The following is a 14,612-nucleotide window of genomic DNA, read 5'->3' on the forward strand; positions in this document are numbered from 1 at the left end:
GAATGGAGTCTTAGAGTAAAGGGAACTCCAATCTATAACAATTGTAAATCTATTTTTAAGTTTTAGTCTTCTAAGTTGTAGGCACGGCCCAATTTATAAGTCAGTTGTAACTCTTGTTGGAGATCCAAAATTTCCCTACGTGTAAAAAAAGCGATCTTTCCACCGGATAGCTCAAACGCATAGTAGGTGGTCTCTTCCGACTGAAGAAGGGTTTTTAATTGGCTAAGGGAAGTGACCCGTGTTCCGTTTACCTTCTCTAGTACCAAATCCTGAAATTCTTGGTATCCTAGGTTCCCTTCTAGGGGAAAAACACGGCTTAAAATCACGATTTTTTCGCGAACAGGGTGGACTTTTTTTTGGTAGTAGTCAGAAAGATAAACTAGTTTTTTTTCCGACTTAACTCGGTATTCAGAACCAAATTCCTTCAAATATGCATTTGTAAGTTCCGTAAAGAAAAATCCACCTACAATCAAATACAGAGGTTTTCGTTTTTTGGCTTCTTCTGGAATTAAAAAATCATTAGAGTCGTATGCCCGCAAATCATAACTTACATTCTGATTCTGAAAATTTCTATGAAGTTTTAACTGCACAGTTTCGCCTAACTCTCGCAATACTCCACTTGGTTTACGCAATATCAAATCATAAACTTTATCCGAACGATCCCAATCATCAATTTTAGAAAGAGGAATTGAATTAACTTCTGTGATCAAATCACCAGGAAACAGATTGTATGCAGGTCCAACACCGGGGATCACTTCCGTTACTAAAAGAGGATTTGTATTATTTTTTGAATAATACTCACGTTCCGACGGAGTCAAATTGACATCAAACACCAACCCTGGGTGGGGGAAAGGTTTTCCTTCTGTCCTGTAAAAAGTTTCAACATATTCTGTTGGAATCAAATATTCCCCTACTGTCACACCGCATAACACTTGATTTTTGAAGAAAAAATCGGATTCTTCTGATGTTTTTTTATCGAAGAGCAATACTTTGATTGGTGTTTTTGAAAACGGAAGAAATACGTAACGAGACTTACCCGTCGGGCAATGTTTGGTTGCTAATTTGGAATCCAAAACCACTGATTTAGGGAGTTTGGGAATCTCTTTTGTTTCCAAAAGAATAAATCCAGTTTCTTCATCATAGGATTTGATCCCTAGTTTGGGAACAGAATAATCAAAAGACTCAAATTCAGCAAATACTGGATTTTGTTTGGGTAGTGTGACTCCAAAAAAAAGTCCTTTTCCGATATAAAGTAAATTTAACTTTCTGGAATAAGGTTCTCCTACAAGCCAAGGATTTTGGTGGCTCGTTTTTTGAAATGTAATCTTGGATTCGATCACACGTTTGTCTTCAAACTCTTCGGCGCCAACGGGAAGTAAGGTGGCAAAAACCGAAACAATTACAAAAATATATTTAAAACTCTTCATAATTTGCACCATATCTTTTTTTCACACGTTGGTTCATTTGGTAAATAGACTCTGGCCTAAGAACAATGGGTAAATCCATACCTCGAAACCTAAGGACAATAAATCCTTTTTTGCCTTCTTTCCAAATGGTTTTAAATTCATTTAAATCTTTAGGTACTTTTCCGTTAATCGACTCAACAACTTTGTATTTATACTTTTTATACTTTGAAGTTTCAGGATCATTGAATGTATAACTCAGCACGATATCCCGGGTTGTATATCTGTACAACAAATCTTGAATGAAATAACTATAATGGTATTTTAGAGAACTATCCAAATCTCCATCTTCTGAATGGAAAAAGGACCTTGTGATGGGCTGGAAAACAAATCCTGCCTGTAAAAAATAATCTTCCGTAGAATCACGATACAAATCCAGCGCATAGTTTTTTTGCAGATTCACTTCCGCATCATAACGTTTGCCTGCTCTGTAATAACTGACCGCAACTTTGGAATTTAATTGTTTGTTTTCGATCCAATCGATGATGAATTCTTTTTTATTGGACTCGGTAATTTCTCCATCATTCGAAAGAGGTAAATTATCCACTGCAAAAACAAAATCCTTTTCTTTTAAGACTTTTGAAAACGTTGAAGAAGGATAAATTCGGTTCACAAAAATACCAGATTGATTGGCTGGAACCTTCATTGCTTGTTTTAAACTTTTTGGATTTCCATTTTGAAAAGTGAATCCAATGTTAGGAAATCCATCATACTTTCCATCTGTAATATCTTCTAAAAAGTGACGAATGATATCATTTGATATCAGATAAGCAATCCCTTGTTCTAAAGTACTAATTTGAAATACAAGACCAACCACTTTCCCATTTTGAACGGCAGGGCCCCCAGAATTTCCTGGTTGGATATTCGCATTGATTTTTAAAACATTACGATAGTCTAATCCGGAGTAGGTGTAGCGATTTTTTTCAAAACGAAGGATAGATCCTTTTTCGACTGACAAACTATCATTTCCATTTGGAAAACCTAAAAGTAATACATCCGATCCTAAATTAGGGATCCCTTCTAAAAAAGAAAGTGTTGTGGTTTGTTCTGAAAAATCTGGATCATTTACTTGTAATAAAGCCAAATCACAATCATAACCTATATATTTAACATCCGCTAAATATTCTTTTTTAGTAAAACTACTTTTGACAAGAATTCGTTTTGCATCACGAACCACATGTGCATTTGTCAAAATGGTTTGGTTAGGCAAAACAAGGCCTGATCCAAATCCAGTATACAAATTCTTTTTCATCCATGGTTGTGTTTTGTTTTCTGTATTAAACCCCTCATTACGAATGAGAACCACGGAACGGAATATAGAATCCACTGCAGGTTCGGGATCTACTTGAGCCCAAAGTGAATAACTCATAAGAAAAAAGATAAAACTGAATTTTAATAATCTATTCATAATACAAAACGATTTTCTCCCAAAAGGTTTGAGTTTCAGTGATCTTTTTTAAGACAGCAGTTCCTAAAACGTGATCACCAGGTTTTGGATCTTTCCAAATCGTATTTGAGGAAACCAAATCACCGGATGCTGTTGATGGCACACGGATCAAACTATAAGCTGAATCACGAATGCATGTGATACGAAAGACAAAGGAAACGGTTTGATCCCAATAAAAACTTTGGTCCTTTTCGATAAACTCCAATGGACAAGAAGAATCAAAAAACACTTCAATATTGGAAGGAACTTCCTTTCTTCTTTTTGGATTTTGGGATATGGATTTAAAATAAAATAAATTCGGATTTTGAATGGGTTTGTATGAGTTAGTGGTTGGTTTGTTTTCTGTAACAACAGGGATTTGTTTTTTTGAAGGATAATCCAATTCGGTATCATCCGTATTCAATCGGGCTTGAGTTTTTGTTTCACCTACGACAAGACCGGTTTCAATTTCTAAATACTGTTTTTTCCCGATATGATGGATGGCTCTCAATTGAAATTTCCCAACTTCAATTTTCCGTTTTTGATTGGAACGGAATTGGATGAGGAGAGGTTCCGAATCAGATTGGCAACTAAATCGAAAGTATGTGACGGATGAAATGTGAGAGGTAGGTTCTATACGGCAAGTTTCATCCTCCATCAGAAAACTTTGATGCAAACGAATCTGTTTTTTGATTTGAGTGGATGGTTTTTTTTCCTTCCATGATTCCACTTCCATCTTTAGCGAATGCAACGATGGGTAAATCTTTGTGCGGTCCGCAAAAACAACTCCTGTTGCCAAAAGAAACAAAATCAATCCAAAGTATATGTGCATCTGCCTAATCATGAAATACCGATTGTACCAATTATCGGCTGGTTCCCCCGCTAGAATCAACTGGCATCCCATTGATTTCTTTTCTCATTATGTCTCAAACCAGAGATGAACTTTTTTTTTGGTTTTCAGACTTTCAAAAATTCGAGGGGTGGAAAAGTAATGTAAGAAATAGGAGAATACTTTTTTGAACTGGAACTTTCTAAAAACCGATATAGAACCTGGTGACTTCCTCATCGATTGTCGTTCACAATCAGCGTATGAAGAGGAAACTTTGGAAGGTGCCTACTACTATCCATTTATCAAAAAAGCATTCGGATCCGATCCAGAATCCCAAAAGAAATTGTACGGACCGATGGTCGCAGTCGTACAAGAATTTCAAAAATCAAAAAAAACACGAATCATTGTTTTCGATGAAGGAATGGGAATGTTTTCTACTCGGATGGTGTATTTACTCCGTGGGATGGGAATCAAAGACGCTTATGTTCTTGGCCAAAAATGGCCAGCCACAGGAAAAAAAGCCAAAGGTGAGTTCAAAGTTGAACCTCCAATCGCAGACAAAGTAAAACCCATCGAAGGTGTCGTGGACAAAGCCTTTATGGAACGAAATCTTACCAAACTCCAAATCTTTGATGCAAGGACCATGGAGGAATACGAAGGACGTTTGCCACGACTTACAGCTCCTGAAGAAGGAACTCTTTGTGGTCGTTTGCCAGGCGCTTTTTTATGGGATTGGAGAAATTTATATGATGGGGAAGCAAATCTCATCGAACGTTCTCTTTTCAAAAAACGCCTCAATGGATTTCCTTTTATGCCAGAACGACCCACTGTGATTTATGATTACAATGGAGCTCGCTCTTGTTTACTCGCTCTAATGCTCCGCGAAGCCGGTTATATTGATGTCACCACCTACCAAGGTTCTTGGTTTGAATGGAGAAAATCAAGCTTACCCAAACAAGCGGTAGCAGTATTCGGTGTCAAACAAGGGGCGGCCGCAGCACCACGTGTGGGCGGATTAGATCGCAAGAAAGTTTAAAAAAGAATTTACGAATCCTCAATCCATCGATCCACTAATCTCTGCTCCTGGAGGGGTCGATGGTATTTCGTTTTATTTCCCTATCTCTATCACTGTTCTTTTTGGAATGTGCTTCCCGCATCGTTTCGAATCTTCCGATTCCAGAAGAATCTTATTCTGTCACACAAAAAGTACAATGGATTCAATCGACAAATGAATTCACGTTAAGAAACCAGTCTCTTTCTAAAGACTTTATTAAACTTTCCCTCGAAGAACCATTCCTTTTGTCTTTCACCAAGGATACCATCTCCAAATACCGGATGGCATCGTTCCAATTCAAAGAAACTTTGCAAAAATCTTGCAACAAACAATCCGTAGACGATATAAAAAAGGAACCGGGAAAAATTACCATCAAAGGGAAGTTAACTGGAAAAGATTGTTCCACCGATTACCAACTTCTTTTCCAAACCAAATCAGATACGGAAGTAGAATTTAAGATTACTCTTTCTGATCCTTCCTTAAATAGAATCCACCTACACTATGTTTCACATCCTGAAGAAAAGATATTTGGGTTAGGGGAACAGTTTACCTATGATGAACTCAAAGGAAAAACCCCCTTTTTATTTACGGAAGAACAAGGTGTGGGTCGTGGTGACCAACCAATCACAACTGGAGCCAATCTTATGGCTGGTGCCGGTGGAAACGCATATACAACTTACGCTCCCATCCCTCACTATATCAGTTCCGAAAATCGTTCTGTTTTTTTTGAAAACAGCGGTTATGCGAATTTTGACTTCAGTGATTCCAAAAAAACCAAAGTGGAGTTTTGGGATTTCCAATCCGAAAAATCACTGACCGGAACCATTTGGATCGGAACTTCTTCCAAATCTCTGATTGAAGCTTATACCAAAAAAACAGGTAGATTCCCAAAACTTCCAGATTGGGCTTACGGCACTTGGCTTGGTGTCCAAGGAGGATCTGAAAAAGTTTCTGACATCGTCAAACAAGCAAAAGATGCAGGAAATCCTGTGACAGCACTTTGGATCCAAGATTGGTGTGGACGCCGAGTCACAAATTTTGGAGACCAACTCAAATGGCGTTGGTATGCAGATGATACTTTGTATCCTGAATTTAAAAAATTTGTGAAATCAATGAATGACCAAAACGTACAGGTGTTAGGTTACATTAATTCCTTCCTGGCTGATACAGATCCTAAAAAACCGGGAGATGATTTTACAAACCCACTCTTAACAGAAGCAAAAACAAAAGGTTACTTGGTAAAAAATACCAAAGGAGAAGATTATCTCATCCAAACGGTTGGTTTTCCCGCTTACCTCATTGACCTAACAAACCCAGCCGCCGTTCGTTGGACCAAAGACCTAATCAAAAAAAATATGATTGGAATGGGTCTATCAGGTTGGATGGCCGATTTTGGAGAGTGGTTGCCTTACGATGCCAAACTATATTCTGGAATCGACGCCAAAATCTATCACAACCGTTATCCGGTAGATTGGGCAAAGATCAATCGAGAAGCCATAAAAGAAGCCGGGATGGAAGGAAAAATCGTATTTTTCACAAGGGCTGGATATAGTTATTCCAATGCACATTCTACTCTCTTTTGGGAAGGAGACCAAATGGTAAGTTTCGGAACCAATGACGGCCTCCCCTCTTCAATTGTTGGGCTCACAAGTTCCGGGATCAGTGGTTATGCGTTAAATCATAGTGATATTGGCGGTTACACGACCATTTCCAATCCGCTTCGTAACTACCATAGGTCCAAAGAACTTCTTTTGCGATGGGCCGAAGCTTCTGCCTTTACACCAGTTTTTAGAACCCACGAAGGAAATAAACCTCTCAAAAACTGGCAGGTATATACCTATACCAAACCAGATGGAACCAAATCCCTCGGTGATGAAGATACAGTGACTCTTTTTGCAAAAATTGCAAGAATCCATTTTGCACTTAAACCATATATCCAAAGTTTGGTGGAAGAAGCATCAATCACAGGAATCCCTGTTGTCCGTCATAATTATTTGGTAGAACCGGATGATAAAAATTTATTAAAATACAAATACCAGTTTTTTTTAGGAGATGATCTTCTTGTGGCTCCAGTAGTGGAAAGTGGGAATATTGTACAAGAAGTGTATCTACCTCGTGGCAGATGGTTACATCTCTGGACAGGAACCACTTATGATGGTTATAGAAAGATCCAAGTCCCTGCACCAATAGGAAAACCTCCCGCTTTCATTCGAGTGGGTGGAAAATCAGAGGGCCTCATCCGTTCTTCGATTAGTTCCATTCGCAATAAAGATTAAGTAACTAAAGAGATACCCAAATGAAATTTGCATTGATCGGCGACATCCACGGATATTGGAACCAGAAAGATATCGAATACTTCAATGCTTCGGATTACGATTGTTTGTTCTTTACAGGAGATCTACGTGGGAACCCAAAACTCGGGAAACTTTCCTTCCAAGGTCTCACCAAACGTGCGTATATGATTCCCGGAAATTGGGATGGGATGAGTTTAACTTCTATCATTGGGGAAGTGATCCAATCGAAAGTTCTCATCCATTCAGGACAAATTGGCCAAAACCGTAGGATGCGGAATCTTTCGGAACTTGTAAAACCCATTTCTTTACATGGTTATAGTTCCTTAGTTTTGTCTCAGGAGAAGGATTTAAGTCTTATCGTGGGTCGTCCTCATGCGATGGGTGGTGGTCTTAGTTTTCGACCTTATCTAACAAAAGCCTATATGGTTTCCAATATGGAAACTTCGATTCAAAAGTACAAACGTCTGATCGATGGGACAAAAGAAAAAAATTTATTCTTTCTTTCGCATAACGGGCCTTTTGGTTTGGGTGCTGCCAAAAATTCCATCTACGGAGCTGAGTTTAAAAAAGAAGGTGGGGACTGGGGAGATATGGATCTTACAGAAGCCATTGAGTATGCCAAATCCATTGGGAAAAAAGTACCTTTGGTTCTTTCCGGTCATATGCACCATTCAATCAGCAAAAAAAGAGAACGAGAGACGCACGAATACACAGGGGGAACTTTCTATGTGAATGGTGCTAAGGTTCCAAGGATACGAGAAAGAAAACATTTCCACACCAAAATCGAGTGGGATGGTGGTTCTGCCACCGTCATCCCACTTTGGGTATAGCAACCATTCACTAACCCAGAGTGGTTTCTATTTCAATTTTTCCAGAAAGAATTTTATGAACTGGGCAAGCATTGGCAACAGAAAGTAATCTTTCTCGTTGTTCAGTACTTAGGTTCCCAGAAAGCACCACAACTCTAGTAAATTTATGATCCTCTGCAGAACGTTTATCGATTGTTACGTGAACTTCCACAGAATCCAAAGGATATTCTTTTTTATCAGCATACATTCGTACTGTAATCGATGTACAAGCACCCAAAGAAGAAGCAAGTAACTCCGTAGGCATTGGGCCAAGATCCGTTCCTTCTTTGGAAGCCGGTTCGTCAGCAATCCAACTATGTTTTCCTGCTGAAATTTTTGTTTCGTATTTCGTTTTGGCAGTGGATACCACCACCTTGTCTTCAAACACTGCTGTCATTTGGATTCTCCATTCAAAATTCGTTCGGCTTCTTTTATGGCACGATTGCGATTCTCTAACATCGCCCCTTCCACTTTTAGACGCATCTGTTCAAACTCTTCTTCATTTAAATTACGAGGAACTGAAATGGGTTCCCCATAAGAAACAGCAAAGGTAGTGAAGGGTTTCGGAACTCTGTGTTTGTCCCAAGCTCTTTCCAAAATCCATTGCCTACTGCATTCATAATGAAACGGAACAATCGGAACTTGAGTGACTTGGGCTGCGGCGATGATTCCTGGTTGGAGAATGAAAGCGGGACCACGTGGACCATCAGGTGTAAAAGCTGCAGGTAGTCCTTTTTTTAAATGTTGGATCACAGCCTTTAATGCCTTCGACCCACCTTTCGAACTACTACCCCGAACACTTGTGTTGCCAAACCGATGAACCACTTGATTGATATAATCGCCGTCTTTGGATTCAGAAATTAAAACGGCTACGTTTTTCCCACGGTGCAAATAAGGAGAGTATAAAACGTTCGTATGCCAAATCGAATAGATAAAAGGTTTTTTGTTTTTGAATAATTCTTCGTATTGTTCGTTTGTCAAAAAACGAAACCTGGAAGTGAAGCCAATCAAACGTTGGAACCAGACTACAATGAGCGGCAACAACCAGACTAAAAATCTACGTTTCAATTCTAAAATGTCTCCCTGGAGTTTGGCTCCAGAGAAACTTAAATCGAAGGAAAGATCAAGTTAAGTTTTCTTTTTGAACAAATCGCCGAGTTTGCCCAAATCTTCTGGTTTGATATTGGTTCCGGCTGCTTTTTTGTTTTCTTCCTGAATTTCTTTATATACTTCTGCACGATGGACAGAAACATTTTTAGGAGCTTTGACACCAATCTTAACTTGGTCACCTTTGATATCGACAATCACAATCTCGATATCATCACCGATCATAATGGACTGGTTGCTCCTCCTTGCAAGAACTAACACGAGTTACACCTTTCCGGAAGACATCTCTTCCATAGATTCAATGATGTTTTTTCGAATGGGATGATTTTCATCTCGAGAAATACATTGTTTGCCCTTCCCTTCTTTCCCATTTAGAATGATCGGGCCTTGTAAGTTGGCCGTCATTCCTTTGGGATTGTCATGAGGAATGGTAACAATTAGAAAAATAAGACCTTCTTTCCACGAAACAAGTCCAATGTCATGAAGTTCTTCATCTGAAATAGCAGGTTTATAATCATTCATAAACAGTTCAGGTTGGATGACAATAAATGCCAGTCCCGATTCTTTCGTGGACTGTAACCATTTGAAAGGACTTTCAGGACTTTCTTCTATGAGGGCATACTCATCAAATTCTTCAAATCCAAGTAAACCTTGTGGGAATTTTAGGATTTGTTTTGCGTCCACTTGGATGGTTCCGAAAGGTTTTGTGTGAATCGTTACCGACATTCTAGTTCCTGTACTTTCTTTTCTTTCTAATATAACCGTCATTTAGTTTCCATTACCGAAGGAAATCCATAAGAGTCGGTTTGATAATCTTAGAACCGACATTTAGCGCATAACTATGAATTGTTTCCAACCACTTCATATTCATAATCGTTTCCGGGAAATCGATTCCTTCATTTTTTGCAAGAAGTTCTGTCATATACATTTTGTCGTAAGAGACTCGTTCTTCATGTTGTTCCAAACGATTCATACGAGCACCAATGGTAGAACGATGACGAAGGATGTTTTCCAAGGCCAAATCCAAATCACCCAAATCCCTTCCACCGATTCGTTCTTGGTCTTTTTGGATTAAGTCATTTCGTAGTTGGATGAGAACATCAAATACAGAAAGTCCAGTGACCGTTGCCGACTTAGAAAAGTTATTCGGTGGTTCGCTAGCACTTGGTTCAATGAGTCCAATGTCACGAAGTACAGTCCCTCCATCCACATCCTCTAGCCAAATTTGGTGAGGGGCTGTAGAAGAAATAGAAATGTTATCTTGGGCAAGTTTACTTGCTTTGACTTCGAGTGGTGAGTTATTGATTTTATCAATCACATCGTCAATCGTATCACCCACAGAGATATGAATCTCCACTCCATCAATTTTAAACTTTTGGTCGGAAGTGGCTTGGTAAGCAGAGTTATCCACTTTGGAAGTGACACTCACGTTTGTTCCCCAAAACACTTTGTTCCCAGGAATCGTAATCGGAATGTATTCGCCTTTTTCGATTTCACGGAGTTGTTCTCCGATATCACCACGATACTCTACACCCACGTATTGGTTCTTGAGTTCGAGGCCTTGTAGACCTTTAATTTTGGATTCGATCGGTTCAAAGGGAGGTCTTTCAATCACATGACCACCAAACAAAGGTTGTCCGGTAGCATCACGAGCATTCGCAAGATCCACAATCGCACGCAAATGTTGGTCGATCTCTTTACCGATCGCCACTTCCAATTCAAATCCCTTGTCTCCTTGGTAAATTCCGTTTCCAGCCTGAACTGTAAGGACACGAGCCCTTTGGAAAATTTCTCCCATTTTGTCTAGGACACCATCAATCTGTTGTAACCTTTGGTATCCGTCCCCAATGTTTTCTTCGTATTGGGAAAGTTCATTCAGTCGTGATCGAAAGTACATTTGGTTTGTGGCCGCACCCGGATCATCCGAAGGTTTGCGGATTTTTAATCCAGTACCTAGTTGGGTTTGGGTTTCGTCCATAGCCACTTGGTGGCGGTTTAAGTTCCGCACCAAGGAATTGTTTTGCATCATGTTAGTAATTCTGATCATGATTATACACCTAACCTATTGATGACGAGATCCAACATTTCATTGAGTGTGGATATCATTCTTGCGGAAGCATTATAGGATTGTTGGAACTGAACCATATTGGCCATCTCCTCATCCAAGTTCACACCCATCACCGACTGACGCATGTTTTCTAATTCCACCATCAGTTCATTTTGAGTGGTATACTCTTGTTTTGCTTCTCTTGCCTCTGTTCCGAGTCTTGAGATGAGTGAGTTATAAAAGTCATCCGTTGTTTTGGAATAATCAAACATCACCGGCTTTTCACGAAGGGCAGCTGCAATGAGAAGGGCATTGGATCCGTCTTTTTGTCCGTTAGGTGAATTGTAATCACCAGATCCATTCACATCCTTACCACGAGCTGCTGCAATGTTTGCCGGATTGTTTCTGACATCTTCTGACATTTTAAAGAAAGAAGAAGGATGATACATCGGCGTCAGAGTGATGTCCTGCGCATTGGCTTGGAATTTGTTGATCTCACCTACCTTACGGTAATCAAAAGATCCAGCAACCCCTGTCGCTGTTAAGATTCCTGTAAGACCCACAAGAAGTTCCCCAGAGTCCTCTAAGTGGCGGATCATAAAGTTTTCTTTTTTATCAAGAGGGTTTGTCGTTGCTTTTAGCGCCAACTGATTGTCATGCGACATGTAAGCGACAACACCAGTTTCCGAACGATTGATTCGTTTGATGACAGCATTCAAAGTATCATCTTTGGAATAAGGAACTAAAATCTCAGTTTCTCCACCAGGACTTGCTTTTAGAAAACGCATGGTTCCTGAAATTCCAATCGGACGATCCGCATCAATGGAAGTACGACCTGTCACACGAAACACTGCGGTTTTATCGTTTAGTCCATCTCCATCGGTATCAATTTCACCGAAAGTATTGGTTGCGAGTGCTCGGCTTTCAAAAAAGTTAAGATTGGTTTTTCCATTCAAACCAAATCCATCTTTATGGATTTCGTTGATCACATCCATCGCATTGATGGCAAGGGCATCCACCGCATTGATTTTTTCGACAAGGATTCGGTCTCTGATTTCGTATAAAGCTTGGATACTTCCTTTACGAAGTAAAACCGTATCACCAGTCTCTGACCATTTTAAATCCAGAAGGCCATCGTTATTGGGATTTCCCACCAAATCGATTTTATGGACTTTTTGTCCTTGGACAAGGATCTGTTGGCCAATAAAAACCATTAGCTCGTCTTCATCACTGCGACCGATGGTAATGTCTGCCATCCCCGCTAGTTCTTGTAAAAGTTCATCCCTTCTGTCCAAAAGGTCATTAGGATTATCACCTAACGCTTGTGATTTTGTGATTTTTTCGTTCAGAGATTTGATATTCTCTGCCACTGTATTCAAATGATTGACTTTGGATTCGATCTCACGATTGGACTGGTCACGTAAGAGGGAAAGTTTGCGATACACATCTTCCATCCGAGAACCAAGGGCTTCCGCTTTTTCTTGGACTACGGCTCTATGTGCGGTTTCTTCAGGATAGTTAGAAAGATCTTCCCAAGATGACCAAAACTGATCCATCATAGAACGAAGTGTCGTTCCTGTTGGTTCGTTAAAAACAGTCTCTACTTGGTATAAATAATCGTTCTTTTTCCCCCAATACTCTTTGAGAGAGGAAGAGTCAATGATACGGTCATCAATGAAATTATCGCGAACTCTTTCGATTTCGGAAACTTTTACCCCTTGTCCAATTTGTCCCGGAACTTCTGCTCGGTTGAAAGCTGGTTCATAAAGAGGATCCATACTATTCATCACCACTCGTTGGCGAGCATAATGTTTGTTATCCGCATTGGATATGTTATGACCTGTGGTTTGGATCGCTTGTTGGTGGACCGAAAGTCCTCGTTTTCCGATTTCAATTCCTTGGAATGTTGATCCCATACGATTCTCCTAGGCAGTCGCGTTCAAAATGATCGCGCCCTTTTGGCCCTGCCCACGCCTTGTCGGTTGTTTGTGTGAGGTATAAACTTTTTCTCTAGATAACTCTTGCAAAGAATCAACAGTTGTTTGTAAAAATTCTTTTCTGGTTCTTAAAAGTTTTTCATTCGTGATGATGGCATCTTTCAGATCTGCCACAACTTTCTTTAATTCTAATGCAAAGGTTTTGAGTTTAAAATTGGATTCACGATCCATTTGATTTAAAAAACTAGTGAGTGTGATGGATGATTCGTCTTTTGTGAATTTTTCCTTTTCATACACATCTTCGATGGTCTTCATCCGAATTCGTTCCAATTCGGAGGCTTCTACCATAATATGATAACTATCTTTGACAAGGGACTCGAGAGTTTTTCCGTCCGCAGAATGGATGGACGCTCTTTTTTTGCCTTCCAATTCCAGAAGGCGCTTGTAACAGTCTATTTCATTAGTAAATAAACTTCTAAGTGATTCTACCCAATCCAACATGCGAATTCCTTTTCCCTTATGGGAAGGATCGACGGATTCCCAAACTAGCTTAGGAAAATTTATAAAAATTTACTATTTTCAGGCCTATGTCACTAAAATCGCCTTGTACCAAAGTTTGTATGATGGACCCGGATTCAGGGCTCTGTGCGGGCTGTTTTCGAACCATTGAAGAAATTGGGAATTGGTCTAGGATGACCGAGGAAGAAAGGGAAAAAGTTTGGAGTGAGCTCCCGCAAAGAAAGGCGGGAGGCTCTCTCAAATGAATTGGTTATTTAGAACCTTTATCAATCTTATTACGGTGTTCTTCACACAATCTATAGAGTTGGTCTGTAGATGGATTCTTCTTAGTGACTTTTTTTCCGCATACAATACACATCCCTTGGGCTCTTCTTCGTTTGTATAACAATTGAACTCGTTCGGCACCTGAAAGATTGTATTTACTGATTTGAAGGCGAACCCCTTTTACCAAATAACTACCGATGGCAGATTCATCACCTTTTTTCAATTCGGCAAAAATCTTACTCAGCTCATCCGGTTTAATCGATTTTGGTTTCATACATTCTCCTGCTTTCTTTGTAAAATTAACTCTCTGTTAGATTCTAAATGTTAATGCACATTAGGCAGTACCCACTAACGTGCAACACAATTTTAAAATCATATCCGAATTATCGAATATAGCCGAAAAAACTAGGGATAAACTCTAAGATTAGAATCATTTTTGTCTTGGCAAAGATCAATTATTGATTATGATCAAGTGCAAGGAGTCATGTATGGAAAAGAAATACAAAACACTCAAAGATTTTTTCCCTTTTTACTTAGAGGAACATAGCCATCCCTTCAATCGAGCTCTTCATTTTGTTGGATCAAGTCTAGCATTAGGATGTATCCTTGGTTTTTTATCTACAGGTAAGTTCTATATCTTAGCCTACGCTCTTGTTAGTGGGTATTTCTTTGCATGGATCGGACATTTTTTTGTCGAAAAAAACAGACCAGCAACCTTTACCTATCCATTTTATTCTTTTATCTCTGATTGGATCATGTATTTCAAAATGCTAACGGGTCGCATTGATGTTGAATTTGCCAAAATTAAGTCAAATAAAGGCTAA

General features: G+C 39.4%; 16 protein-coding genes. 5 read left to right on the forward strand and 11 right to left on the reverse strand.

Going from position 1 to position 14,612, the window contains the following annotated elements; translation table 11 throughout:
- Nucleotides 1-62 precede the first annotated feature (62 nt).
- Genes EHR01_RS13335 through EHR01_RS13345 form a run of 3 tightly spaced genes read right to left on the reverse strand, consistent with a single transcriptional unit; the run spans nucleotide 63 to nucleotide 3,721 of the window.
- Nucleotides 63-1,427: a PDZ domain-containing protein gene (locus EHR01_RS13335; protein ID WP_135695281.1), complete on the reverse strand. Its 1,365-nt coding sequence runs from the start codon at nucleotides 1,425-1,427 to the stop codon at nucleotides 63-65.
- Complete coding sequence (locus EHR01_RS13340; protein WP_425269997.1) at nucleotides 1,414-2,832, reverse strand: S1C family serine protease; 1,419 nt, start codon at nucleotides 2,830-2,832, stop codon at nucleotides 1,414-1,416. Before EHR01_RS13340 ends, EHR01_RS13335 begins: the two co-directional genes overlap by 14 nt.
- Before the next feature lie 31 nt (nucleotides 2,833-2,863).
- Nucleotides 2,864-3,721, reverse strand: coding sequence for an LIC11113 family protein (locus tag EHR01_RS13345; protein ID WP_244310118.1), 858 nt, complete (start codon nucleotides 3,719-3,721; stop codon nucleotides 2,864-2,866).
- A 184-nt stretch (nucleotides 3,722-3,905) separates the two neighbouring features.
- Here EHR01_RS13345 and EHR01_RS13350 point away from each other — a divergent pair, with 184 nt between their 5' ends.
- From EHR01_RS13350 to EHR01_RS13360, 3 genes are read left to right on the forward strand one after another with little or no spacing between them, the layout of a single operon-like run.
- Nucleotides 3,906-4,754: a sulfurtransferase gene (locus tag EHR01_RS13350; RefSeq protein WP_135695285.1), complete on the forward strand. Its 849-nt coding sequence runs from the start codon at nucleotides 3,906-3,908 to the stop codon at nucleotides 4,752-4,754.
- A gap of 59 nt (nucleotides 4,755-4,813) precedes the next feature.
- A complete protein-coding gene (locus EHR01_RS13355) occupies nucleotides 4,814-7,048 on the forward strand; it encodes an alpha-glucosidase (protein ID WP_135695287.1) in 2,235 nt (744 codons plus the stop codon).
- A 20-nt stretch (nucleotides 7,049-7,068) separates the two neighbouring features.
- Nucleotides 7,069-7,896, forward strand: coding sequence for a metallophosphoesterase (locus EHR01_RS13360; protein WP_135695289.1), 828 nt, complete (start codon nucleotides 7,069-7,071; stop codon nucleotides 7,894-7,896).
- A gap of 10 nt (nucleotides 7,897-7,906) precedes the next feature.
- On the opposite strand, the gene EHR01_RS13365 is transcribed toward EHR01_RS13360, so the two are convergent.
- From EHR01_RS13365 to flgN, 7 genes are read right to left on the reverse strand one after another with little or no spacing between them, the layout of a single operon-like run.
- Complete coding sequence (locus tag EHR01_RS13365) at nucleotides 7,907-8,311, reverse strand: OsmC family protein (RefSeq protein ID WP_135695291.1); 405 nt, start codon at nucleotides 8,309-8,311, stop codon at nucleotides 7,907-7,909.
- On the reverse strand, nucleotides 8,308-8,982 hold the full coding sequence (locus EHR01_RS13370) for a lysophospholipid acyltransferase family protein (protein ID WP_135695293.1): 675 nt from the start codon (nucleotides 8,980-8,982) through the stop codon (nucleotides 8,308-8,310). Before EHR01_RS13370 ends, EHR01_RS13365 begins: the two co-directional genes overlap by 4 nt.
- Nucleotides 8,983-9,042: 60 nt before the next feature.
- The gene (csrA, locus tag EHR01_RS13375; protein ID WP_012390131.1) at nucleotides 9,043-9,282 is read right to left on the reverse strand and encodes a carbon storage regulator CsrA; all 240 of its coding nucleotides are present in this window, start codon (nucleotides 9,280-9,282) and stop codon (nucleotides 9,043-9,045) included.
- Between the two features lie 3 nt (nucleotides 9,283-9,285).
- Nucleotides 9,286-9,747 carry a flagellar assembly protein FliW gene (gene fliW / locus EHR01_RS13380; RefSeq protein WP_208721812.1) on the reverse strand — a complete coding sequence of 154 codons (462 nt, stop codon included), beginning with the start codon at nucleotides 9,745-9,747 and terminating at the stop codon, nucleotides 9,286-9,288.
- A 52-nt stretch (nucleotides 9,748-9,799) separates the two neighbouring features.
- On the reverse strand, nucleotides 9,800-11,065 hold the full coding sequence (locus EHR01_RS13385; protein WP_231292547.1) for a flagellar hook-associated protein 3: 1,266 nt from the start codon (nucleotides 11,063-11,065) through the stop codon (nucleotides 9,800-9,802).
- A gap of 5 nt (nucleotides 11,066-11,070) precedes the next feature.
- The gene (flgK, locus tag EHR01_RS13390; protein WP_100743904.1) at nucleotides 11,071-12,984 is read right to left on the reverse strand and encodes a flagellar hook-associated protein FlgK; all 1,914 of its coding nucleotides are present in this window, start codon (nucleotides 12,982-12,984) and stop codon (nucleotides 11,071-11,073) included.
- A 9-nt stretch (nucleotides 12,985-12,993) separates the two neighbouring features.
- Nucleotides 12,994-13,506: a flagellar export chaperone FlgN gene (gene flgN, locus EHR01_RS13395; protein ID WP_135695297.1), complete on the reverse strand. Its 513-nt coding sequence runs from the start codon at nucleotides 13,504-13,506 to the stop codon at nucleotides 12,994-12,996.
- An 86-nt stretch (nucleotides 13,507-13,592) separates the two neighbouring features.
- Here flgN and EHR01_RS13400 point away from each other — a divergent pair, with 86 nt between their 5' ends.
- Entirely contained in the window at nucleotides 13,593-13,769 is a 177-nt protein-coding gene (locus EHR01_RS13400) for a DUF1289 domain-containing protein (RefSeq protein ID WP_135695299.1), read from the forward strand.
- Nucleotides 13,770-13,774: 5 nt separating this feature from the next.
- On the opposite strand, the gene EHR01_RS13405 is transcribed toward EHR01_RS13400, so the two are convergent.
- Nucleotides 13,775-14,062 carry an LIC10235 family protein gene (locus tag EHR01_RS13405; protein WP_004784148.1) on the reverse strand — a complete coding sequence of 96 codons (288 nt, stop codon included), beginning with the start codon at nucleotides 14,060-14,062 and terminating at the stop codon, nucleotides 13,775-13,777.
- 214 nt (nucleotides 14,063-14,276) lie between these two features.
- Here EHR01_RS13405 and EHR01_RS13410 point away from each other — a divergent pair, with 214 nt between their 5' ends.
- A complete protein-coding gene (locus EHR01_RS13410) occupies nucleotides 14,277-14,612 on the forward strand; it encodes an Mpo1-like protein (RefSeq protein ID WP_135695301.1) in 336 nt (111 codons plus the stop codon).

The sequence above is a fragment of the Leptospira mtsangambouensis genome (assembly GCF_004770475.1).
Classification (GTDB): domain Bacteria; phylum Spirochaetota; class Leptospiria; order Leptospirales; family Leptospiraceae; genus Leptospira_A; species Leptospira_A mtsangambouensis.